34 protein-coding genes and 1 pseudogene are annotated in these 18,371 nt (G+C 40.6%); 31 read left to right on the top strand and 4 right to left on the bottom strand.

Features of this window, described 5'->3' with window-relative positions; all coding sequences use genetic code 11:
• The 29 genes from EK22_RS20070 to rplQ all read left to right on the top strand — a co-directional run.
• The coding region (locus EK22_RS20070) for an EF-Tu C-terminal domain-related protein (RefSeq protein WP_036253926.1) at positions 1 to 524 on the top strand (524 nt) is incomplete at its 5' end.
• A gap of 6 nt (positions 525 to 530) precedes the next feature.
• Positions 531 to 842 (top strand): 30S ribosomal protein S10, encoded by a 312-nt coding sequence (gene rpsJ / locus EK22_RS20065; RefSeq protein ID WP_020159205.1) that lies wholly within the window; start codon positions 531 to 533, stop codon positions 840 to 842.
• Between the two features lie 18 nt (positions 843 to 860).
• Positions 861 to 1,511, top strand: a complete 651-nt coding sequence (rplC, locus tag EK22_RS20060) for a 50S ribosomal protein L3 (protein ID WP_020159207.1) — start codon at positions 861 to 863, stop codon at positions 1,509 to 1,511.
• A 3-nt stretch (positions 1,512 to 1,514) separates the two neighbouring features.
• Positions 1,515 to 2,135: a 50S ribosomal protein L4 gene (rplD, locus tag EK22_RS20055; protein WP_036253920.1), complete on the top strand. Its 621-nt coding sequence runs from the start codon at positions 1,515 to 1,517 to the stop codon at positions 2,133 to 2,135.
• A complete protein-coding gene (rplW, locus tag EK22_RS20050) occupies positions 2,132 to 2,431 on the top strand; it encodes a 50S ribosomal protein L23 (protein WP_020159209.1) in 300 nt (99 codons plus the stop codon). The genes rplD and rplW overlap by 4 nt, the downstream gene beginning before the upstream one ends.
• Before the next feature lie 42 nt (positions 2,432 to 2,473).
• Positions 2,474 to 3,301 (top strand): 50S ribosomal protein L2, encoded by an 828-nt coding sequence (gene rplB, locus EK22_RS20045; protein WP_036253918.1) that lies wholly within the window; start codon positions 2,474 to 2,476, stop codon positions 3,299 to 3,301.
• A gap of 12 nt (positions 3,302 to 3,313) precedes the next feature.
• Complete coding sequence (gene rpsS, locus EK22_RS23910) at positions 3,314 to 3,586, top strand: 30S ribosomal protein S19 (protein WP_081679143.1); 273 nt, start codon at positions 3,314 to 3,316, stop codon at positions 3,584 to 3,586.
• A 6-nt stretch (positions 3,587 to 3,592) separates the two neighbouring features.
• Positions 3,593 to 3,928, top strand: a complete 336-nt coding sequence (gene rplV, locus EK22_RS20040; protein ID WP_027147248.1) for a 50S ribosomal protein L22 — start codon at positions 3,593 to 3,595, stop codon at positions 3,926 to 3,928.
• 9 nt (positions 3,929 to 3,937) lie between these two features.
• Entirely contained in the window at positions 3,938 to 4,609 is a 672-nt protein-coding gene (rpsC, locus tag EK22_RS20035; protein ID WP_036253917.1) for a 30S ribosomal protein S3, read from the top strand.
• Between the two features lie 16 nt (positions 4,610 to 4,625).
• Positions 4,626 to 5,039: a 50S ribosomal protein L16 gene (gene rplP / locus EK22_RS20030; RefSeq protein ID WP_020159212.1), complete on the top strand. Its 414-nt coding sequence runs from the start codon at positions 4,626 to 4,628 to the stop codon at positions 5,037 to 5,039.
• Positions 5,039 to 5,230 (top strand): 50S ribosomal protein L29, encoded by a 192-nt coding sequence (gene rpmC / locus EK22_RS20025; protein ID WP_020159213.1) that lies wholly within the window; start codon positions 5,039 to 5,041, stop codon positions 5,228 to 5,230. The genes rplP and rpmC overlap by 1 nt, the downstream gene beginning before the upstream one ends.
• Before the next feature lie 2 nt (positions 5,231 to 5,232).
• Positions 5,233 to 5,496, top strand: a complete 264-nt coding sequence (gene rpsQ / locus EK22_RS20020) for a 30S ribosomal protein S17 (protein ID WP_020159214.1) — start codon at positions 5,233 to 5,235, stop codon at positions 5,494 to 5,496.
• 44 nt (positions 5,497 to 5,540) lie between these two features.
• Positions 5,541 to 5,909: a 50S ribosomal protein L14 gene (gene rplN, locus EK22_RS20015; protein ID WP_020159215.1), complete on the top strand. Its 369-nt coding sequence runs from the start codon at positions 5,541 to 5,543 to the stop codon at positions 5,907 to 5,909.
• Between the two features lie 14 nt (positions 5,910 to 5,923).
• On the top strand, positions 5,924 to 6,241 hold the full coding sequence (gene rplX, locus EK22_RS20010) for a 50S ribosomal protein L24 (RefSeq protein ID WP_036253916.1): 318 nt from the start codon (positions 5,924 to 5,926) through the stop codon (positions 6,239 to 6,241).
• Positions 6,242 to 6,257: 16 nt separating this feature from the next.
• Positions 6,258 to 6,797: a 50S ribosomal protein L5 gene (gene rplE, locus EK22_RS20005; protein WP_020159217.1), complete on the top strand. Its 540-nt coding sequence runs from the start codon at positions 6,258 to 6,260 to the stop codon at positions 6,795 to 6,797.
• A gap of 15 nt (positions 6,798 to 6,812) precedes the next feature.
• Positions 6,813 to 7,118: a 30S ribosomal protein S14 gene (gene rpsN / locus EK22_RS23905; RefSeq protein ID WP_081917993.1), complete on the top strand. Its 306-nt coding sequence runs from the start codon at positions 6,813 to 6,815 to the stop codon at positions 7,116 to 7,118.
• Between the two features lie 31 nt (positions 7,119 to 7,149).
• On the top strand, positions 7,150 to 7,545 hold the full coding sequence (gene rpsH / locus EK22_RS20000; protein ID WP_020159218.1) for a 30S ribosomal protein S8: 396 nt from the start codon (positions 7,150 to 7,152) through the stop codon (positions 7,543 to 7,545).
• 14 nt (positions 7,546 to 7,559) lie between these two features.
• Entirely contained in the window at positions 7,560 to 8,093 is a 534-nt protein-coding gene (gene rplF, locus EK22_RS19995; RefSeq protein ID WP_036253925.1) for a 50S ribosomal protein L6, read from the top strand.
• Positions 8,094 to 8,099: 6 nt separating this feature from the next.
• Positions 8,100 to 8,456, top strand: coding sequence for a 50S ribosomal protein L18 (gene rplR / locus EK22_RS19990; protein WP_353846551.1), 357 nt, complete (start codon positions 8,100 to 8,102; stop codon positions 8,454 to 8,456).
• Positions 8,457 to 8,465: 9 nt separating this feature from the next.
• Complete coding sequence (rpsE, locus tag EK22_RS19985) at positions 8,466 to 8,972, top strand: 30S ribosomal protein S5 (RefSeq protein WP_020159221.1); 507 nt, start codon at positions 8,466 to 8,468, stop codon at positions 8,970 to 8,972.
• Between the two features lie 5 nt (positions 8,973 to 8,977).
• Positions 8,978 to 9,163: a 50S ribosomal protein L30 gene (gene rpmD, locus EK22_RS23900; RefSeq protein WP_027147249.1), complete on the top strand. Its 186-nt coding sequence runs from the start codon at positions 8,978 to 8,980 to the stop codon at positions 9,161 to 9,163.
• The gene (gene rplO, locus EK22_RS19980) at positions 9,163 to 9,597 is read left to right on the top strand and encodes a 50S ribosomal protein L15 (protein ID WP_020159223.1); all 435 of its coding nucleotides are present in this window, start codon (positions 9,163 to 9,165) and stop codon (positions 9,595 to 9,597) included. Before rpmD ends, rplO begins: the two co-directional genes overlap by 1 nt.
• A 21-nt stretch (positions 9,598 to 9,618) precedes the next feature.
• On the top strand, positions 9,619 to 10,920 hold the full coding sequence (gene secY, locus EK22_RS19975) for a preprotein translocase subunit SecY (RefSeq protein WP_020159224.1): 1,302 nt from the start codon (positions 9,619 to 9,621) through the stop codon (positions 10,918 to 10,920).
• A 40-nt stretch (positions 10,921 to 10,960) separates the two neighbouring features.
• The gene (gene rpmJ, locus EK22_RS23895) at positions 10,961 to 11,074 is read left to right on the top strand and encodes a 50S ribosomal protein L36 (RefSeq protein WP_081679145.1); all 114 of its coding nucleotides are present in this window, start codon (positions 10,961 to 10,963) and stop codon (positions 11,072 to 11,074) included.
• Positions 11,075 to 11,150: 76 nt separating this feature from the next.
• On the top strand, positions 11,151 to 11,507 hold the full coding sequence (gene rpsM / locus EK22_RS19970) for a 30S ribosomal protein S13 (protein WP_020159225.1): 357 nt from the start codon (positions 11,151 to 11,153) through the stop codon (positions 11,505 to 11,507).
• Positions 11,508 to 11,533: 26 nt separating this feature from the next.
• A complete protein-coding gene (gene rpsK, locus EK22_RS19965) occupies positions 11,534 to 11,920 on the top strand; it encodes a 30S ribosomal protein S11 (protein WP_020159226.1) in 387 nt (128 codons plus the stop codon).
• Between the two features lie 18 nt (positions 11,921 to 11,938).
• Entirely contained in the window at positions 11,939 to 12,559 is a 621-nt protein-coding gene (gene rpsD / locus EK22_RS19960; protein ID WP_020159227.1) for a 30S ribosomal protein S4, read from the top strand.
• Positions 12,560 to 12,580: 21 nt separating this feature from the next.
• Positions 12,581 to 13,591 carry a DNA-directed RNA polymerase subunit alpha gene (gene rpoA, locus EK22_RS19955; protein WP_020159228.1) on the top strand — a complete coding sequence of 337 codons (1,011 nt, stop codon included), beginning with the start codon at positions 12,581 to 12,583 and terminating at the stop codon, positions 13,589 to 13,591.
• Between the two features lie 21 nt (positions 13,592 to 13,612).
• A complete protein-coding gene (gene rplQ, locus EK22_RS23890) occupies positions 13,613 to 13,993 on the top strand; it encodes a 50S ribosomal protein L17 (RefSeq protein ID WP_036292578.1) in 381 nt (126 codons plus the stop codon).
• A gap of 62 nt (positions 13,994 to 14,055) precedes the next feature.
• Here rplQ and fdxA read toward each other — a convergent pair whose 3' ends face one another.
• Both fdxA and EK22_RS24415 read right to left on the bottom strand, forming a co-directional pair.
• Positions 14,056 to 14,379 (bottom strand): ferredoxin FdxA, encoded by a 324-nt coding sequence (fdxA, locus tag EK22_RS19950; protein ID WP_027147250.1) that lies wholly within the window; start codon positions 14,377 to 14,379, stop codon positions 14,056 to 14,058.
• A 395-nt stretch (positions 14,380 to 14,774) separates the two neighbouring features.
• Positions 14,775 to 15,897 (bottom strand): annotated as a pseudogene (locus EK22_RS24415) (IS630 family transposase).
• Between EK22_RS24415 and EK22_RS25635 the strand changes: the two are divergent.
• Both EK22_RS25635 and EK22_RS24405 read left to right on the top strand, forming a co-directional pair.
• Entirely contained in the window at positions 15,799 to 16,113 is a 315-nt protein-coding gene (locus tag EK22_RS25635; protein WP_152565168.1) for a transposase, read from the top strand. The pseudogene EK22_RS24415 and the gene EK22_RS25635 sit on opposite strands and share 99 nt — an antisense overlap.
• 26 nt (positions 16,114 to 16,139) lie before the next feature.
• Positions 16,140 to 16,565 carry an IS5 family transposase gene (locus EK22_RS24405; protein ID WP_152565167.1) on the top strand — a complete coding sequence of 142 codons (426 nt, stop codon included), beginning with the start codon at positions 16,140 to 16,142 and terminating at the stop codon, positions 16,563 to 16,565.
• A 225-nt stretch (positions 16,566 to 16,790) separates the two neighbouring features.
• Here the strand turns inward: EK22_RS24405 and EK22_RS19930 are convergent, their stop codons facing one another.
• Positions 16,791 to 17,477 carry a tetratricopeptide repeat protein gene (locus tag EK22_RS19930; RefSeq protein WP_036253912.1) on the bottom strand — a complete coding sequence of 229 codons (687 nt, stop codon included), beginning with the start codon at positions 17,475 to 17,477 and terminating at the stop codon, positions 16,791 to 16,793.
• 51 nt (positions 17,478 to 17,528) lie between these two features.
• Entirely contained in the window at positions 17,529 to 18,005 is a 477-nt protein-coding gene (locus EK22_RS19925; protein WP_020159235.1) for a CYTH domain-containing protein, read from the bottom strand.
• Between the last annotated feature and the right edge of the window lie 366 nt (positions 18,006 to 18,371).

Below are 18,371 nucleotides of genomic sequence, written 5' to 3'. Positions count from 1 at the left end.
TTTCAGGTCGGGGTACGGTAGTAACCGGTCGTGTTGAGCGTGGCATTATCAAAGTAGGGCAGGAAGTTGAAATTGTCGGTATCAGACCGACCGTTACCACGACCTGTACCGGTGTTGAGATGTTCCGTAAATTGCTGGATCAAGGGCAGGCGGGTGATAACGTCGGTGTGTTGTTAAGAGGCACAAAAAGAGATGAAGTGGAGCGGGGGCAGGTGTTGGCGCATAAAGGCACCATCAAGCCACATTCGCACTTCAATGCAGAAATTTACGTTCTGTCCAAAGATGAGGGCGGTCGCCATACGCCATTTTTTAATGGATACCGTCCACAGTTCTATTTCAGAACCACGGATGTGACTGGGGCGGTTACGTTGCCAGAAGGTGTGGAAATGGTCATGCCTGGCGATAACATCGCTGTTGAAGTGAAACTGATTTCACCAATTGCGATGGAGGAAGGTTTGCGTTTCGCTATTCGTGAAGGCGGGCGTACCGTAGGTGCGGGCGTCGTTTCATCAATTATCGAGTAAATATATATGTCTAATCAAACTATCAGAATCCGTTTGAAATCATTTGATCATAAATTGATTGATCAATCGGCTGGCGAGATAGTAGAAACTGCAAAGAGAACTGGAGCCCAGATTAAAGGTCCTATTCCTTTGCCTACTAAAAAAGAGCGTTTTACCATTTTGATCTCTCCGCATGTAAATAAAGATGCAAGGGATCAGTATGAATTAAGAACATATAAACGATTACTTGATATCGTTGAGCCAACTGAAAAAACCGTAGATGCGTTGATGAAATTGGATCTTGCAGCTGGCGTTGATGTTCAGATAAAGTTGAATTAAAAGTAGAGGAATTGGCAGATGTCAATAGGTCTTATAGGTCGTAAGTGTGGTATGACCAGAGTTTTTTGTGAAGATGGTTCTTCGGTACCTGTTACTGTTCTCCAGATTGATTCAAACCGGATCACTCAAGTTAAAGGTGTTGAGGTAGATGGTTATCGGTCAATCCAGGTGGCAGCAGGCGACAAAAAGTCTTCAAGAGTCAATAAAGCAATGGCTGGTCATTATGCGGCGGCTAATGTGACAGCTGGACGTGGTCTTTGGGAGTTTAGACTCGAAGATGGCGAAGGCGAGGATTTATCTGCCGGTTCCGAATTGACATTAGATGTATTTTCCGAGGGTCAAGTTGTTGATGTCTGTGGAAAAAGTATCGGTAAGGGCTTTGCTGGTGGCGTTAAACGTCATAATTTCAGTATGCAAGATGCTACTCATGGGAATTCGCTTTCGCATAGAGTGTTAGGTTCCATCGGTATGTGTCAAACGCCTGGTCGAGTCTTTAAAGGCAAGAAGATGGCTGGTCATATGGGGGCTGTTAAAACAACGGTTCAAAACTTGACTATTCATTCAATTGATAAAGAAAGAAATTTAATTTTAGTAAAAGGTGCTGTGCCTGGTGCTAAAGGCGGTGATGTAGTTATTACACCCGCAATGAAAATGCGAAATAAAGGTTAAGCTATGGGTTTGCAAATACCTGCTATAAACGAACAAGACTCCGCCGGAAATGTAGAAGTTGCGGAAACGGTTTTTGGTCAGTCTTTTAATGAAACATTGGTTCATCAGTTGGTGACTAGATATCTGGCTGGGGCGCGTGCTGGTACAAAGGCTCAGAAAACCCGTTCTGATGTAAGTGGCGGTGGTTCAAAACCATGGCGACAAAAGGGGACAGGGCGTGCTAGATCTGGTACAATGCGCAGTCCTATTTGGCGGACTGGTGGTGTTGCATTTGCAGCAAGACCAAGAACATATGATCAGAAGCTCAACAAAAAAATGTTTCGAGTTGGTATTCGATCAATTTTATCCGAGTTGTTGAGACAGGGTCGCTTAGTTGTTAGCAATGATATATTACCTGCTACTTCTAAGACTAAGGAATTATCTGAGAAGCTGAAAAAAATTGAAGCTAAGCGAATTTTGATTGTTGTTGATAGTATTGATGAAAACCTAGCTTTAGCATCGAGAAATATTCCTTACGTAGAAGTGGTAGAGTCTTTGAATTTAAGCCCCGTTCTCCTGGTTTCGGCAGATAAAGTTATTGCTACACCAGTCGCATTGAAGCAGATAGAGGAGCGTTTGGCATGAGTGTAAATAAATACCAATTGGCAGGTGTGCTGCAAGCTCCAGTAATATCTGAGAAAAGCACTATTGCCGCTGAAAAAAATAAGAGATTTGTTTTTAAAGTGCAAAAAGTAGCAACAAAAAAACAAGTTAAAAATGCAGTAGAAATGATGTTTAACGTTGAAGTGGATTCGGTTCAAGTATTGAACGTTAAAGGTAAACAGAAAAGATTTGGCCGTTCATTAGGACAAAGATCCGATTGGAAAAAGGCTTATGTAAAGCTTAAGCCTGGACATGACATAGATTTTTCTGCTGCTTAATTTAGTTAAAGTAATAAAGATCAATAGGAAACGGTAGAAAGCATGGCGATTGTAAAGTCAAAACCGACGTCACCGGGTTCACGGTTTGTAGTGCGAATTAAGAATGATGAATTGCATAAAGGCAAACCATTTGCACCTTTACTAAGTAAAAACAGTAAAAGTGGCGGTCGTAATAACAAAGGGCGTATAACAACACGTCATGTAGGTGGTGGTCATAAACAGCACTACCGAATTATTGATTTTAAAAGGAATAAAACTGATATTCCTGCTGTTGTTGAGCGACTGGAGTATGATCCAAATAGAACGGCAAATATTGCTCTGGTGTTGTTTAAGGATGGAGAGCGTAGATACATCATTGCGCCTAAAGGCCTGGAGGTAGGACAGGAGATTCTTTCATCAGAAAATGCTGCTGTTAAGCCGGGCAACTGCATGCCTTTAAGAAATATACCAATGGGCACGACTGTACACTGTGTGGAATTAAAGCCTGGCAAAGGTGCTCAAGTAGCTAGAAGTGCTGGTGCATCGGTTCAGTTAGTTGCTAGAGATGGTATTCATGCAACCATAAGATTGCGTTCAGGTGAAATGCGTAAAGTTATGGCTGATTGCAAAGCTGTAATTGGTGAAGTATCAAACTCAGAACACAATTTGGCTTCTCTTGGAAAGGCAGGTGCCTCAAGATGGAGGGGGGTGCGTCCTACAGTTCGCGGTGTTGCTATGAACCCTGTGGATCACCCGCATGGTGGTGGTGAAGGTCGTACTTCTGGTGGTAGACATCCTGTATCTCCTTGGGGTATGCCGACTAAGGGATATAAAACGAGAAAAAACAAACGTACTGATAATATGATTGTCAGACGTCGTAAGCAGAAATAGAGAGGAATTAGCGTGCCGCGTTCAATTAAAAAAGGTCCTTTTATTGATCATCATCTACTTAAAAAAGTAGAAGATGCTGTAAGTAGCAATAACCGGAAACCGATTAAAACATGGTCAAGACGATCAATGATTATTCCAGATATGCTGGGCTTAACTATTGCAATCCATAATGGGCGGCTGCACATTCCAGTTCTTATTTCTGAGAATATGGTCGGGCATAAATTAGGTGAGTTTGCGCCAACTCGTACTTATAAAGGCCATGTGGCTGATAAGAAATCTAGGTAGGTTATGATGGAAATTTCAGCAAAATTAAGCAATGCCCCTCTATCCGCGCAAAAAGCTCGATTGGTGGGAGATCAAATTCGAGGTCTGCCGGTTGAGAAAGCGCTGAATACATTAAAATTCAGTTCAAAAAAAGGTGCGGTTATCTTTAAGAAGGTTTTGGAGTCCGCCATAGCTAATGCAGAGCATAACGAAAGCGCAGATATTGATGAATTAAGAGTGTCTACCGTTTATGTAAATGAAGGGGCGACCATGAAAAGATTTAAGGCAAGAGCTAAAGGACGTGCGAATCATATCCTTAAAAGAACCTGTCATATTACAGTTAAAGTCGCAGAATACGAGTAGGGGCTAAAAATGGGTCAAAAGGTACATCCAACAGGTATACGCCTTGGTATTGTTAAAGATTGGAATTCAAGATGGTATGCAAATAGTCAGGACTATTCTGTATTCCTTCATCAGGATTTAACAGTTCGGGAATATATTAAGAAAAAATTAGCTCATGCTTCTGTAAGTCGTATTCAAATCAATCGCCCTGCCAACAATGCACATATTACTGTTCATACGGCGCGCCCAGGCATTGTAATCGGTAAGAAAGGCGAAGATATTGATGTTTTGAGGCAAGAGGTTTCTCAGATGATGGGTATCCCTGTTCAGCTAAATGTTGAAGAGATTAGGAAGCCAGAATTAGATGCGCAATTAGTAGCAGAAAGTATTGCACAGCAATTAGAAAAGCGAATTATGTATCGTAGAGCAATGAAACGCGCAGTGACTAATACTATGCGTTTAGGTGCTGAAGGTATAAAAATTAATGTTGGTGGGCGCCTGAATGGTGCTGAAATTGCAAGAAGCGAATGGTATAGAGAAGGGCGTGTGCCATTACATACTTTAAGAGCTGATATTGATTATGCTACTGCGGAAGCAAATACTACCTATGGAATTATCGGCATTAAAGTGTGGATATTCAAGGGTGAAGTATTCGATATGGATGCGCATATTGCATCTATTAATTCAGAATCAAAAAAATAGTTGAAGGGATAGAAAAATGCTTCAACCTAAAAGAACAAAATTCCGTAAACAATTTAAAGGCAGAAATAACGGTACTGCCATGCGCGGGTCATCAGTAAGCTTTGGAGAATATGGCCTAAAGTCAACAAGTCGCGGTAGACTTACTGCCCGACAAATCGAGTCAGCACGTAGAACGATTACAAGGCATGTTAAACGTGGTGGTAAAATTTGGATTAGAATTTTTCCAGATAAACCAATTACGAAAAAACCTTTAGAAGTTCGTATGGGAAAAGGTAAAGGTAGTGTAGAATACTGGGTTGCTCAGATTAAACCAGGGACTATGCTTTATGAAATACAAGGTGTTTCTGAAGAACTGGCCCGGGAAGCTTTTGCTTTAGCTGCAGCTAAGTTACCTCTAAAAACAACTTTTACTGTTCGGACGATAATGTAATGAAAGCAAGTGAATTACGCCAAAAGTCAAAAGACGAGTTAGGAGCCATGCTACTTGATCTGTCACGTGAACAATTTAACCTGAGAATGCAGAAAGGAACAGGTCAATTGTCAAAGCCTGATCAAGTGAAAAAGGTTAGACGTGAAGTGGCACGTATTCAAACTATATTAAATGAGATGGCGAGCGCATAAATATGAGCGAGAATGTAACTAAGTTGCGGACAATTAGCGGTCGTGTCGTCAGCAATAAAATGGATAAAACAATTACGGTTTTGGTTGAGCGGGTTGTGAAACATCCTGTTTATGGTAAGTATGTTAAACGTTCAACTAAGATGATGGCTCATGATGAACAAAATATTTGCCAGGAAGGTGATGTCGTGTCAATTACGTCATGCAGACCTATGTCTAAGAATAAAACTTTTAGATTAGTTGATGTCTTAGAAAGTGCTAACAGATAGATAGTGCATAAGCAATTTAATATACAGATAATCGGGAATTAATCATGATTCAGATGCAAACTAACCTTGACGTTGCCGATAACAGCGGCGCAAAAAGGGTCATGTGTATCAAAGTACTAGGGGGTTCGCATAGACGTTATGCTGGCATTGGTGACATCATCAAGGTTAGTATTAAGGATGCTATTCCTCGTGGAAGAGTAAAGAAGGGCGAGGTTTATAATGCCTTGGTCGTCAGAACACGTAAAGGTGTGCGTCGTCCGGATGGGTCGGTGATTCGATTCGATGGTAATGCGGCAGTTATTCTGAATAACAATTTGCAGCCATTAGGCACCCGTATTTTTGGCCCTGTAACACGCGAGCTACGCGGTGAGAAATTTATGAAAATTATTTCTCTAGCTCCTGAAGTTTTATAAGATAGGGTTCAAAAATGCAAAAAATTAGACAAGGTGACGATGTTATTGTTCGTACTGGTAAGGATAAAGGTAAGAGCGGTAGAGTAGTTCAGGTTTTAAAAAATAATAAGATTTTGGTTGAAGGAATCAATCAAGTCAAAAAAAATCAAAGACCTAATCCAAATGCAGGCATTTCAGGAGGAATTATAGTCAAGGATATGCCAATCAATATTTCCAATGTTGGACTATATAATCCTGAAACCAAAAAAGCAGATCGTGTCGGCTTTAAGTTTCTAGAAGATGGAAAGAAAGTCAGATATTTTAAGTCAACTAATGAAATTGTTGATGCGTAAGGTGTAGATAAAAATCATGGCTAGACTAGAAACCGAATATAAAGAAAAAATCCTTCCTGCATTAGTAGAGCAGTTTAGTTACAAATCTGTGATGCAAGCGCCTCGTATTACTAAAATAACGCTCAATATGGGGGTTGGAGGTGCTGTCGCAGATAAAAAGGTTCTGCAATCAGCTATTAGCGATATGGAAAAGATCTCCGGTCAAAAACCAGTTGTCACCTTGGCAAGAAAATCAATTGCTGGTTTCAAAATTCGTGATGATATGCCTATCGGTTGTAAAGTGACTTTACGTAGCGACAGAATGTACGAATTTTTAGATCGTTTAATCGCTATATCTATACCTCGGATTCGTGATTTTCGGGGATTAAGCCCTAAAAGCTTTGATGGGCGTGGTAATTATTCAATGGGTGTCAAAGAGCAAATCATTTTCCCTGAAATTGATTATGATAAAATTGATGCTATACGCGGTATGGATATTACTATCACAACAACAGCACAAACAAATGAAGAAGGTTTGGCTTTGTTAAAGCTTTTTAACTTTCCATTTAAGAACTAAAGGGCGATTTTTAACATGGCAAAAAAATCAATGATTGCGCGCGAAGACAAGCGTAAGAAATTAGTACAGAAATATGATGCGAAACGTAAATCTTTGAAGGAAATTATCAGAGATCCAAATGCTTCATATGAAGAAAAAGAGTCAGCTCATTTACAACTTCAAAAATTACCGAGAGATTCCAGCGTAACAAGAATACGTAACCGTTGCAATTTAACTGGGCGGCCACATGGGTATTATCGCAAATTTGGCCTTAGCCGGAATAAATTAAGAGAAGCAACTATGCGCGGCGACGTGCCAGGCTTAGTAAAGGCGAGTTGGTAGTATCTGTTAGTCAAGTTTGGAGAAATAGAAAATGAGTATGACAGACCCAGTAGCAGATATGTTGACCCGCATTAGAAACGGTCAATCTGCCGGAAAAAAAACCGTTAAACAACCTTCGTCAAAATTAAAAGTATCAATTGCAAAAGTACTGAAAGAGGAAGGTTATATTACAGATTTCAGCACCGAAACAAACGGTAGTCATACAGAAATGACTATTGAGTTGAAATATTATAGAGGCGCACCTGTAATTGAAAGTTTAAAAAGAATTAGTAAACCTGGTTTACGCATTTATAAATCTAAAGATGAATTGCCGAAAGTTCTTGGCGGGCTAGGTATTGCTATTGTTTCAACATCAAATGGTGTTATGACAGATAGAGCTGCTCGCGCAATTGGACATGGCGGCGAAGTTATTTGCACTGTTTGTTAATTGTAGGCCAGTTTATGTCAAGAATAGCTAAAGCTCCAGTTACTATCCCTAGCGGTGTCGATATAAAGCTAGATGGTAATAATATGACTGTAAAAGGAAGTAAAGGTCAGTTATCGTTCGATTTTAACCCTGCAATAAGCATAGATATTGCAGACAATGTTATTCAAATGCGATGGAATAAAGACAATAAAATAGCTACTGCTCAAGCTGGAACTGCAAGAGCGATTGTAAGCAACATGGTTGCAGGTGTCTCTGCTGGATTTGAAAAGAAGCTGACATTGATTGGTGTGGGTTATCGAGCACAAGCAAAAGGAAATGTTCTTAATCTTGCACTTGGGTTTTCCCATCCAGTCGATTTTGAAGTTCCCCAAGGGATAACAGTTGAAACACCTAGTCAAACTGAAATAATAGTCAAAGGAAGCGATAAGCAACAAGTTGGCCAGGTAGCTGCAAAAATCAGGGCGTATCGCCCTCCCGAGCCTTATAAAGGCAAAGGAGTCAGGTATGCTGAAGAGCATGTTGTAAGAAAAGAAGCTAAGAAGAAGTAAGGTAACGTGATGGAAAAGAAACAATCTCGTTTAAGGCGCGCATTGAAATTGCGTAGCAAGATTAAGAAATTAAATACAACCCGTTTATCTATTCATAAAACTTCACAGCACATATATGCTCAAGTTATAAGTGGAGATGGAACGACTACATTGGCTAGTGCTTCGACTATTCAATCAGAAATTAGGTCAACTCTAAAGAATACAGGCAATATTGAAGCGGCAACTGAAGTAGGAAAATATATTGCTCAGAAAGCTATTGCAGCTGGAATCACAGAAGTTGCTTTTGATCGTTCTGGATTTAAATACCATGGTCGCGTTAAGGCATTAGCTGATGCTGCACGTGAAGCCGGTTTGAAGTTTTAGGAGTATAGAATGGCTACAGCACCTTCTCAAGGTAGTACAGACGGATTGCAAGAAAAACTAGTTTCTGTAAGACGTGTTGCAAAAGTGGTAAAAGGCGGTAGAGTTTTTGGTTTCACTGCGCTAACTGTTGTTGGTGATGGTGAAGGTCGTGTAGGTTATGGCGTCAGTAAGGCGCGCGAAGTGCCTATAGCGATACAAAAGTCTCTTGAACAAGCGCGAAAAAACATGCGTAAGGTTTCATTGAAAGGGGATACCTTACAGTATCCAATTATGTCTTCGACTGGGGCGGCAAAAGTTTATATGCAGCCGGCATCTGAGGGTACTGGTATTATTGCGGGTGGCGCAATGAGGGCAGTGTTTGAAGTGGTCGGTGTGCATAATGTATTGGCAAAATGTATTGGCACTAATAATCCTATCAATGTCGTTAGAGCTACAATTGATGGGCTTACAGGAATGCATAATGCTAACCAAATAGCTGCAAAGCGTGGCTTATCAGTAGAACAAATTATTGGGTAGTTGCTATGGCTGGTACTAAGTTAAGTGTTACGATGATAAAAAGCAAATTTGGGCGTTTACCACGTCATCAGGCCTGTTTAAAAGGTTTGGGTTTGCGTAAAATTAACCAAACGGTTGAAGTGCTTAATACAGCCGAAAATCGCGGTATGATAAATAAAGTATCATACATGCTAAAAGTCGAGGAACTGTAATGTTTTTAAATACCATCCATGCAAGTGAAGGATCACGAAAGAAATCTAAACGAGTGGGTCGTGGAATTGGCAGTACGCTCGGAAAAACTTGTGGAAGAGGCCATAAAGGGCAAAAAGCGCGTAGTGGTGGTTTTCATAAAGTAGGTTTTGAAGGCGGTCAGATGCCATTGCAGCGCCGTTTACCTAAGGTTGGATTTACTTCTAGAATCAACAAGTTTTCTGCAGAGGTTCGTTTGGGCGAATTAAATTCCTTAGATGCTGATGTGGTTGATTTAAAATTGTTAATTGATGCGAACATAGTACCTGCTTTTACCAAAACCGCGAAAGTAATCAAATCCGGTGAAGTAAAAAAAGCGATTACCATCAAAGGTATTAAGGTGACTGGCGGCGCTAAGGAATCTATTGAAGCTGCTGGCGGCAAAGTAGAGGTTTAAGTGAGTACTTCAAGAGCTCAAATGGCTAACAAAGTTGGTGGATTTTCAGAACTGAAAGCAAGACTTCTTTTTGTTCTGGGGGCTTTTTTTGTTTACAGAGTTGGGGCTCATATCCCGGTTCCCGGGATAGATCCTAAGGCTTTAGCTGTTATGTTTGAACAGCAAAGTGGCTCGATTCTGGATATGTTTAACATGTTTTCCGGTGGCGCATTAATGCGCCTAAGCCTTTTTGCTCTTGGAATAATGCCCTACATCTCGGCGTCAATTATTATGCAATTGATGACTGTTGTCATACCTGCCATGGAGCAGATAAAAAAAGAAGGTGAGTCTGGTAGGCGTAAAATATCTCAATATACCAGATATGGAACAGTTGTTTTAGCAACTTTCCAAGCGATAGGGATATCGTTGGCGTTACAAAATCAATCTGCTGGGGGGCTTTCTGTTGTCTTGAATCCCGGTGTTGGTTTCATCTTGATTACGACAGTTACGTTGGTCACTGGAACTATTTTCTTGATGTGGTTAGGTGAACAAGTCACTGAGCGTGGAATTGGCAATGGCATTTCCCTTATCATTTTTGCGGGTATCGTTTCCGGTTTACCCAAGGCAATTGGTGGTACATTAGAATTAGCTAGAACGGGTGAAATGAATGGTGCATTCATTATTCTATTGTTCCTGTTGTCAATTTCTGTAACGGCGCTTGTTGTTTTTGTAGAAAGAGGTCAGAGAAGGATTCTCATTAATTATCCAAAGAGACAACAAGGACGAAAAATGTATGGCGGACAAAGTAGCTTTTTACCTTTGAAGCTCAATATGGCGGGTGTTATACCTCCTATTTTTGCATCTAGCATTATTTTATTTCCTGCAACTATAGCTGGATGGTTTGGTAATACGGACGGATTTGCATGGCTTCAGGATATTGCGACAATGTTGTCTCCTGGTCAACCTATTTATGTCATGCTTTATGCGGCCGCTATCATATTTTTCTGTTTCTTTTATACTGCGTTAGTGTTTAACTCTAAAGAAACAGCTGAGAATTTAAAAAAATCTGGAGCGTTTCTTCCTGGTATAAGGCCTGGTTTGCAGACTAGTTCATATATCGATAAGGTTATGACTAGATTAACTTTAATCGGAGCTTTTTACATTACGTTAGTATGTTTATTGCCCGAGTTTTTAATAGTCTATTGGAATGTTCCATTTTATTTCGGTGGGACGTCGCTTTTGATTATAGTTGTGGTTGTGATGGATTTTATTTCACAAATGCAAACGCATATAATGTCGCAACAATATGAAGGCTTGATGAAAAAAGCCAATCTGAAAAAATAATTTATTGTATTTATATACAAAAGCAACTTAGGAGTTAGCTGTGAAGGTTCGAGCTTCTGTAAAAACAATTTGTAGAAAATGTAAAGTAGTAAAAAGAAACGGTGTTGTTAGGGTTATCTGCGTAGACGGTAGACATAAACAGCGCCAAGGCTAAAATTTGTTGCGCTATAATTACTGTGATGCTATAATTCGGCGCTTAACTTTAGAGTAATACTCAGGGGAGTATCTAGATGGCACGTATTGCCGGGATAAATGTACCAGATCATAAACATGCGGTAATCGCTTTAACTTCAATTTATGGTATTGGTCGTCAAACAGCAAGTGAAATTTGTGTTGAGGTGGGTATAGCACCTTCCATAAAAATAAAAGAACTGAATGAAGAGCAATTAGAAGCTATTCGTAGTGTGGTTTCAAAGATGACAGTGGAAGGTGATCTGCGTCGTGAAGTTTCTATGAATATCAAACGTTTGATGGATCTGGGTTGCTATCGCGGGATAAGACATCGCAGAGGTTTGCCTTTAAGAGGGCAGAGAACGAGAACAAATGCTCGTACTCGTAAAGGTCCGCGTAAACCTATTAGAAAATAAGATATTCCTGTAAGAGGTTCTAAATAATGGCTAGTCCAAATCGTTCCAGAAAACGTATAAAAAAAGAAGTGGCAGATGGTATTGCTCATGTTCATGCTTCTTTCAACAACACAATCATAACTATCACTGATAGAAAAGGCAATGCGCTGTCTTGGGCTACTTCAGGTGGATCTGGATTTCGCGGTTCAAGAAAAAGTACTCCATTTGCAGCCCAGGTTGCAGCTGAGAAAGCTGGGGTTGTCGCTCAGGAATTCGGTATGAAAAATCTTGATGTTATGATCAAGGGTCCTGGCCCTGGTCGTGAATCTGCGGTTCGTTCACTGAATAATCTGGGATTTAAAATTAACAATATTGTAGATGTGACGCCAATTCCTCATAACGGATGCCGTCCCCCTAAGAAACGCCGCGTATAAGAATCTGGAGTAGTTATTATGGCAAGATATCTTGGACCTACTTGTAAATTGAGTCGAAGAGAAGGTACTGATCTGTTTTTGAAAAGCAGAGGAAAGTCCCTGGAAAATAAATGTAAGTTAGATCAGCGGCCTGGTCAACACGGTACGAAGCGTACAAGAAGCTCTGATTATGCCCTTCAGTTGAGGGCAAAGCAGCGTTTACGTAGGATTTATGGGATTTTGGAAAAACAATTCCGTAACTATTATAAGTCTGCTGATATGAAAAAAGGTGCAACAGGTGAAAACCTGCTGAATCTGTTGGAATCAAGGCTGGATAATGTTGTTTATCGTATGGGGTTCGCTTCTACCAGAGCCGAAGCTCGTCAGTTAGTTTGCCATAAATCAATTTTGGTTAATGATGTGCTGATAAATGTGCCTTCTTATCAAGTAAGTGCTGGTGATGTGCTTAAGGTAAGAGAAAAGGCAAAAAAACAGCAAAGAATTATTGATGCATTAACCATATCTGAGCAATATGGTTTTCCTTCTTGGGTTGAAGTTGATCCAAAAACTATGTCTGGTACATTTAATTCATTGCCTGATCGTATAGATTTAGGTAGTGACATTAATGAACAGTTAGTTGTAGAACTTTACTCTAAATAATTGCAGTTCTGAGGAATATAAATGCAGAATTCTATTTCTGGCTTATTGAAGCCTCGATTAGTTGAGGTTGTAAGTAAAACACCTAACCATTCAAGAATTGTTATTGAACCGTTGGAGCGTGGTTTCGGGCATTCCCTTGGTAATGCTCTAAGGCGCGTATTGTTGTCAACAATTCCAGGCTGCGCAGTTACGGATGTGGAAATTGAAGGTGTTCTTCATGAGTACACAACCATAGAAGGTGTTCAAGAAGATGTAATTGATATTCTGCTAAACCTCAAGAAGTTAGCAGTTGTGCTTCATTCAAAAGATGAGGTTGAGCTGACTCTTACCAAAACTGGTGCGGGTTGTGTCATAGCGGCGGATATTAATGTTCCTCATGATGTTGAAATTATAAATCCTGAATTAGTAATCGCTAACTTGACTCAGGCCGGCGTATTGAATATGAAGATCAGAGTGCGCAGAGGGAGAGGCTATGAGCCCGTTAGTGTGCGTAAATCAATTTCTGACCATAGTTCCGTTGTAGGTGCTCTTCAGCTTGATGCTTCATATAGTCCGATTGTTAAGGTGGCTTACCATGTTGAAAGTACGCGTGTAGAGCAGCGGACTAACCTAGACAAACTAATTATTGAGCTGGAAACAAATGGAACTGTAGATCCAGAAGAAACGATCAAACTCGCTGCAACTATACTCCATGATCAATTATCTGTTTTTGTTGATTTTGAAAAGGTAAATGATCAGCTTGCAGAAGAACCTGTAGAAATCGAAGAAATTTTTGACCCCGTTCTTCTTCGTCCTGTAGATGATCTTGAGTTGACAGTGCGCTCTGCTAATTGCTTAAAAGCTGAGAATATTTTTTATATTGGAGATTTAATTCAACGAACAGAGGTAGAATTATTAAAAACTCCTAATCTTGGCAAAAAATCCTTAACAGAAATAAAAGACATTCTTGCCTTAAAAGGGTTATCTCTGGGTATGCGTTTGGAGAATTGGCCCCCTGAAAACCTGGCAGATCAAAACCACGCAGTAAATTAACTAACTTTAGGTCTTCTTACAATGAGACATCGTAAATCCGGTAGAAAATTCAATATTAATAGCAGCCATCGCAAGGCGCTATTCAGTAATATGGCTAGTTCATTATTTAAGCATGAACTGATCAAAACTACTTTACCCAAAGCTAAGGAATTAAGAAGTTTTGCTGAACCTTTGATTACTTTATCGAAAGTAGATAATGTAGCAAAAAGGCGTCTCGCATTTTCTAGATTGCGCGATCGTGAAGTTGTAACTAAGCTATTTAATGAACTTGGACCTCGTTATCAAAACAGAGCTGGCGGCTATCTGCGTATTATGAAATGTGGATTTAGACCTGGCGATAATGCGCCAATGGCATATGTTGAGCTTGTTGATAGATCTGAAATCAACACAATAGATGAGTAAGACTATTTTGAGACATAAAAAAAGCCGGGTCAACCCGGCTTTTTTTATGTCTCAAAATAAAGTTATTTTTCTAGCAAATCAATTTTACCTGTTTTGCCATTCCATTCCTCGGCATCGGGTAAGGGGGATTTTACTTCGGTAATAACAGGCCATTGCTTGGACAGTTCGGCATTCAACTGAATGAACATCTCTTGCTCTGCCGGTAACTCATCTTCGGCAAAAATTGCATTCGCGGGGCATTCCGGCTCACATAATGTGCAGTCGATGCACTCATCTGGATCTATTACAAGAAAATTAGGGCCTTCACGAAAGCAATCTACAGGGCATACATCGACACAATCAGTAAATTTACATTTGATACAGTTTTCTGTGACTACAAAAGTCATAATTATTACCAGGAAAGTTGTAGGGAAAATTTATATTTAATTAATACCCATCTTAGCAGAAAGTGATGGCTGATAAAATACCGATATATGATAGAGATGCGATTAATTAAATTTAGCAAGATCATTATCAATTTCGGCTACTATAGCAGCCAATCGTGACTTGAAACCAACTACTATTGAAAAAATTGAGTTTTATTATTGACAGGCATGTCTGAAAAATACAGTACGGTACGTATCGCGTACTTTTGATGAATGCAATCCAAAAGTATGCAGTGAGTACCCAGCCGAGGCTATGAAAATCTCTGGCGCTCTGTTGGCCCGTAAATTGTTTTTTCATAGTGACGAATGCCTGAAGACAATGTTTCCGGCCAATAAATTAACGCTCTAGTACTTAATCATTCTTTTAATGTTGGGTAAAGGTTTTTCAATTTTACCCGAGCCTCTTCAGTGGTAAATCGCCAGTCCATAGGGCAAGCCCTGACATTTCTTTTTTTCTTGCTAGGCCGAGACTTCCCGCGTCAATGTCACCTGGTCGGGAATGCGCCGATTCAGACATTGACGGGATAAAATGCTCAATTCGATTTCCGCCATGTAGAGCCAACTGCCATGCTTAGGCGTGTAGTGGATATCCAGCTTATCCAGGATTCTCCGCGCTTCCTCTCTGGTGGGAAAGCCTTATACAGCGAGGCCGCCGGTGTGCGTGTTTAAAATCCATGACAAGGGTAATGCGCTCGGTCTGAGCATAAGGCACGTCCACTAAGTGTTGAATCTGGTGTGCCCAATCCACACCGCGGTCCTTTGGTCTGTGACCGCCACATGCCGCTGGATCAAAGAACATAAACAGATGGCTGATACCGTTACGTTCATATTTCGTATCGTATTTTTCCACCGATGGCTTAGCCGGGGTCGGCTGTCGCACGTCTTTAATCTGTTGTTTGCTGCTTTCGTCTATGCAAATCAATGGATGCGTTGCGTCATAGAAACGCTTGTAAACATCAAGGATGTCTTCCGTAGCACAGACAAAGCAGGCATTCTGTTGAGTAGGAATGCACCATTCTTTATGTTACCAGGGTTTTGATTCGTTTATTTAAAGTTTGCCGAATGGTTTCATGAGATACGCTTTACACATAGCCCAGTTCCACCATGCGCTGTCCAAGCAGGCTTAAGGAACAACGACTGCGGCTAACTGAGGCGTTCCCGCAGGTTAACGCAATCAGATGGGCTTCATTTTCCCCATCAATCACCCGGTTTCTGAATCGGCTAGGTTTAGCACGATTGAGGGCCGTCTCTAGCCCTTTTTGAACGAACCGCACCCGTTCTTCAACCGTTCGCGTTGAAACCCTAAAGGCTTCACTGATGGGGGTGTCCTGCCAATTTTCGCCCCATTCGCTGATTATCCGCCTTGAGCAAAATTTCAGCATGAAGCCTTTTATAGGTCGCGACTTTGCCTTTATGAATCAAGTCTTGCAAATACGTATGTTCATTTGCCGTCAGTTGCACTCTGTATTCCTTCGTCATGCTGTCATTCCCCATTCTGGCGACACATCAGCATGTTTATGTGGGGTCAGAGCAAGCACTTCGCGGCTTCATGAGCGCGCGGTATTATGGGTGCTGCGCAACGGTGTTCAGTGGCGAACCTTGCCGGCGGAATATGGCAAATGGAATAGCATCTTCAAGCGTTTTTCCCGCTGGTGCCGGAGAGCGTATGGGCTAATTTGCATCGAGCCTGTATAGATCAGCCCGATTTATAAAGTGTTTTTATTGACAGCACCATTGTCAAGGCACATGCCTGTACGGCAGGAGCGACTGGCAGCTCAGCAGAGCAAGAGGCACTGGGGCGTTCGCACGGTGGGTTTAGCACCAAGATTCACGCTATTACCGATGGGCTGGGCACTCCGTTGGGATTTGTCCTAACGGGCGGGCAAGACAGTGACATTGGACAAGCGGAAAATTTACTGGCGTTTGCACCACCTGAAGGGGTACAAAAATTGGCGGCGGATAAAGGCTACGACAGCGATGCGTTCATTGAAACCCTTCAGAACCAAGCTATTGAGGTGGTGATCCCGCCTCGCAGCCACCGTAAACAATCCCGTACCTGTGATTGGTTTATTTATAAGAAGCGTCATTTGATTGAATGCTTTTTCAATAAAATCAAACACTACCGTCGAATTTTTTCACGTTTCTAGAAGCTGGTCCGGAAGTATTCGGTTTTTTCTGCATTTTGTCTCGGCTTTGATTTGGCTACGCTGAAATGTCAACAGAACCTAGTAGTCAGTCAATTTAATTATGGCGGGTAAATTGTAGGTGCGAATTTATTCGCACTATTCACACTCTATGAATACTCTGCAAATTTTACTCGTCAGATCAAGACTGACTAAGCACTAGGTTTTTGATAGGCTAAATTTGTCTCTTCATTTCAGAGTGGCAGAAGAGAACAAAGACAAGAATAAGTTTTTTGAGGTGCCGACTTTTTGTTCTTTTGCATTTTTTAAGGCAAGACTAGCTTCTGTTTTAAGTTGGCTATCCGCATAAAGTTGTTCATTGCGTGCAGGTGCTTTAACCGCTCTTTCAAAATATTTTGCCGCTTCATCGGATTTATTCTGCGATAACAGAAATTTTCCGTAAAAATAATTGCTATCAATACCATTAGGATTGATTTGAAGTGCAATTGCTAGCATTTTTTGAGCGGTTTGCTCATCGCCAAAAGCAATAGGCCATTTGGGCACCATATAATATAATGTGCCCAAGGTAACATAGGCGGATCCGTTCATGGTTTTTGGATTTATTTCTATAGCTTTGGCTAGTAGCTTGCGAGCATCCTTAACTGAATTAAGTGCCGCCAATGCATCTTGGTGATCGGCATTTGTAGCTTTTACAACCGCTTGCCAAAAAATAAGCTCGGCATTATCGGTATGCTGTTTGGATAGGGCAATAATTTTATCGAGTAGATGGTTGTAAGCACGACTTTTATTGGAATTTGACTTGCTATAGTAAATAGACGCCCATTCGGACTCTATATTATTTAGGGAATCTTTTATGCTATTAGCAAAGCATTGAGTTGATAGTAGCAATAATGCAACAAGTGTTGTTTTTTTCATACGGCAAATATAGGGTAAATTGCCGTCTATTTCAATATATGTATGAAATAATTAATTTTTACGCCATTCTGAATATGGATGATTAGCAAGGTTGTTGTTGTAATAACGCAAATCATGCGTAACTTCTTTTCCTAGCCAGTCAGGTTTTGAAAATGGTTGCCCTATTTCTGGTAATTCAATTTCAGCGACAATCAACCCTTTGTTTTCTCCTTCAAACTCATCTATTTCCCAAATGTTGGTATCATGAGTGACAAAATGACGGGTTTTTTCAATTAAGGGCTTTTTACAAAGATTGTTTACGATTTCATTCGCGTCAGACAGTGGAATTTCATATTCGTATTCATGTCTATGAGTACCAATGGTAGCGCTTTTGATATTCAGCCAGGCATGATTATCACTTATCCGGACTCGGATCGAGTTAGTTGCTAACGAGCTTAGATAGCCTTGCCTGTATTTAATGGATTCTGTGATGTGCTCACGCCAATTATCATTGGCAATTAAAAACTTATGCTCTACTTCTATGGCCATAATAAAATAAATTTTTTGGGAATGATTAGCATTGCAATGATGAGGGGAATAATGCCGTACGGGCACAAATTAATTTTCCATCATAATTTTTAAACCACCAGTTTTAGCTGCGATAATCTGACCAAGGAGGAGGCAATGGTCTATAGATAAGGTAGCCTGCGGATACCAAATTGAGTGCTATTTGCACGGGTTATTTTTTGCATCTTCGTTGATCAGATGACCAATGATATGAATAAACACTATTTGGAGCATCACTTTGAATCTAAATCAAACGATAATCTTAAAATGGAGCCAGATCAAGATGCATCATTCAGTCGACACGTATTCGGACGATAAGTTTCGTTATCTAAACCACCTACCCTGTTG

The sequence above is a fragment of the Methylobacter sp. BBA5.1 genome (assembly GCF_000746145.1).
Classification (GTDB): Bacteria; Pseudomonadota; Gammaproteobacteria; order Methylococcales; family Methylomonadaceae; genus Methylobacter; species Methylobacter marinus.
The sequence above is the reverse complement of the archived record's forward strand: the minus strand, read 5'-3'. Positions and strand labels throughout refer to the sequence as shown.

Bases quoted from the DNA above. Each gene is read 5' to 3' on its own strand.
- rpmC (WP_020159213.1), top strand. From the start codon at position 5,039: ATGAAAGCAAGTGAATTACGCCAAAAGTCAAAAGACGAGTTAGGAGCC.
- rpsK (WP_020159226.1), top strand. From the start codon at position 11,534: ATGGCTAGTCCAAATCGTTCCAGAAAACGTATAAAAAAAGAAGTGGCA.
- EK22_RS19930 (WP_036253912.1), bottom strand. From the start codon at position 17,477: ATGAAAAAAACAACACTTGTTGCATTATTGCTACTATCAACTCAATGC.
- rplN (WP_020159215.1), top strand. From the start codon at position 5,541: ATGATTCAGATGCAAACTAACCTTGACGTTGCCGATAACAGCGGCGCA.
- rplB (WP_036253918.1), top strand. From the start codon at position 2,474: ATGGCGATTGTAAAGTCAAAACCGACGTCACCGGGTTCACGGTTTGTA.
- EK22_RS25635 (WP_152565168.1), top strand. From the start codon at position 15,799: ATGAAGCCTTTTATAGGTCGCGACTTTGCCTTTATGAATCAAGTCTTG.
- rplC (WP_020159207.1), top strand. From the start codon at position 861: ATGTCAATAGGTCTTATAGGTCGTAAGTGTGGTATGACCAGAGTTTTT.
- rpmD (WP_027147249.1), top strand. From the start codon at position 8,978: ATGGCTGGTACTAAGTTAAGTGTTACGATGATAAAAAGCAAATTTGGG.
- rpsD (WP_020159227.1), top strand. From the start codon at position 11,939: ATGGCAAGATATCTTGGACCTACTTGTAAATTGAGTCGAAGAGAAGGT.
- rplX (WP_036253916.1), top strand. From the start codon at position 5,924: ATGCAAAAAATTAGACAAGGTGACGATGTTATTGTTCGTACTGGTAAG.
- rplQ (WP_036292578.1), top strand. From the start codon at position 13,613: ATGAGACATCGTAAATCCGGTAGAAAATTCAATATTAATAGCAGCCAT.
- rpoA (WP_020159228.1), top strand. From the start codon at position 12,581: ATGCAGAATTCTATTTCTGGCTTATTGAAGCCTCGATTAGTTGAGGTT.
- rplV (WP_027147248.1), top strand. From the start codon at position 3,593: ATGGAAATTTCAGCAAAATTAAGCAATGCCCCTCTATCCGCGCAAAAA.
- secY (WP_020159224.1), top strand. From the start codon at position 9,619: ATGGCTAACAAAGTTGGTGGATTTTCAGAACTGAAAGCAAGACTTCTT.
- fdxA (WP_027147250.1), bottom strand. From the start codon at position 14,379: ATGACTTTTGTAGTCACAGAAAACTGTATCAAATGTAAATTTACTGAT.
- rpsH (WP_020159218.1), top strand. From the start codon at position 7,150: ATGAGTATGACAGACCCAGTAGCAGATATGTTGACCCGCATTAGAAAC.
- rpsQ (WP_020159214.1), top strand. From the start codon at position 5,233: ATGAGCGAGAATGTAACTAAGTTGCGGACAATTAGCGGTCGTGTCGTC.
- EK22_RS19925 (WP_020159235.1), bottom strand. From the start codon at position 18,005: ATGGCCATAGAAGTAGAGCATAAGTTTTTAATTGCCAATGATAATTGG.
- rpsM (WP_020159225.1), top strand. From the start codon at position 11,151: ATGGCACGTATTGCCGGGATAAATGTACCAGATCATAAACATGCGGTA.
- rplE (WP_020159217.1), top strand. From the start codon at position 6,258: ATGGCTAGACTAGAAACCGAATATAAAGAAAAAATCCTTCCTGCATTA.
- rpsE (WP_020159221.1), top strand. From the start codon at position 8,466: ATGGCTACAGCACCTTCTCAAGGTAGTACAGACGGATTGCAAGAAAAA.
- rplW (WP_020159209.1), top strand. From the start codon at position 2,132: ATGAGTGTAAATAAATACCAATTGGCAGGTGTGCTGCAAGCTCCAGTA.
- rplO (WP_020159223.1), top strand. From the start codon at position 9,163: ATGTTTTTAAATACCATCCATGCAAGTGAAGGATCACGAAAGAAATCT.
- rplF (WP_036253925.1), top strand. From the start codon at position 7,560: ATGTCAAGAATAGCTAAAGCTCCAGTTACTATCCCTAGCGGTGTCGAT.
- rpsC (WP_036253917.1), top strand. From the start codon at position 3,938: ATGGGTCAAAAGGTACATCCAACAGGTATACGCCTTGGTATTGTTAAA.
- rplD (WP_036253920.1), top strand. From the start codon at position 1,515: ATGGGTTTGCAAATACCTGCTATAAACGAACAAGACTCCGCCGGAAAT.
- rplP (WP_020159212.1), top strand. From the start codon at position 4,626: ATGCTTCAACCTAAAAGAACAAAATTCCGTAAACAATTTAAAGGCAGA.
- rpsN (WP_081917993.1), top strand. From the start codon at position 6,813: ATGGCAAAAAAATCAATGATTGCGCGCGAAGACAAGCGTAAGAAATTA.
- rpsJ (WP_020159205.1), top strand. From the start codon at position 531: ATGTCTAATCAAACTATCAGAATCCGTTTGAAATCATTTGATCATAAA.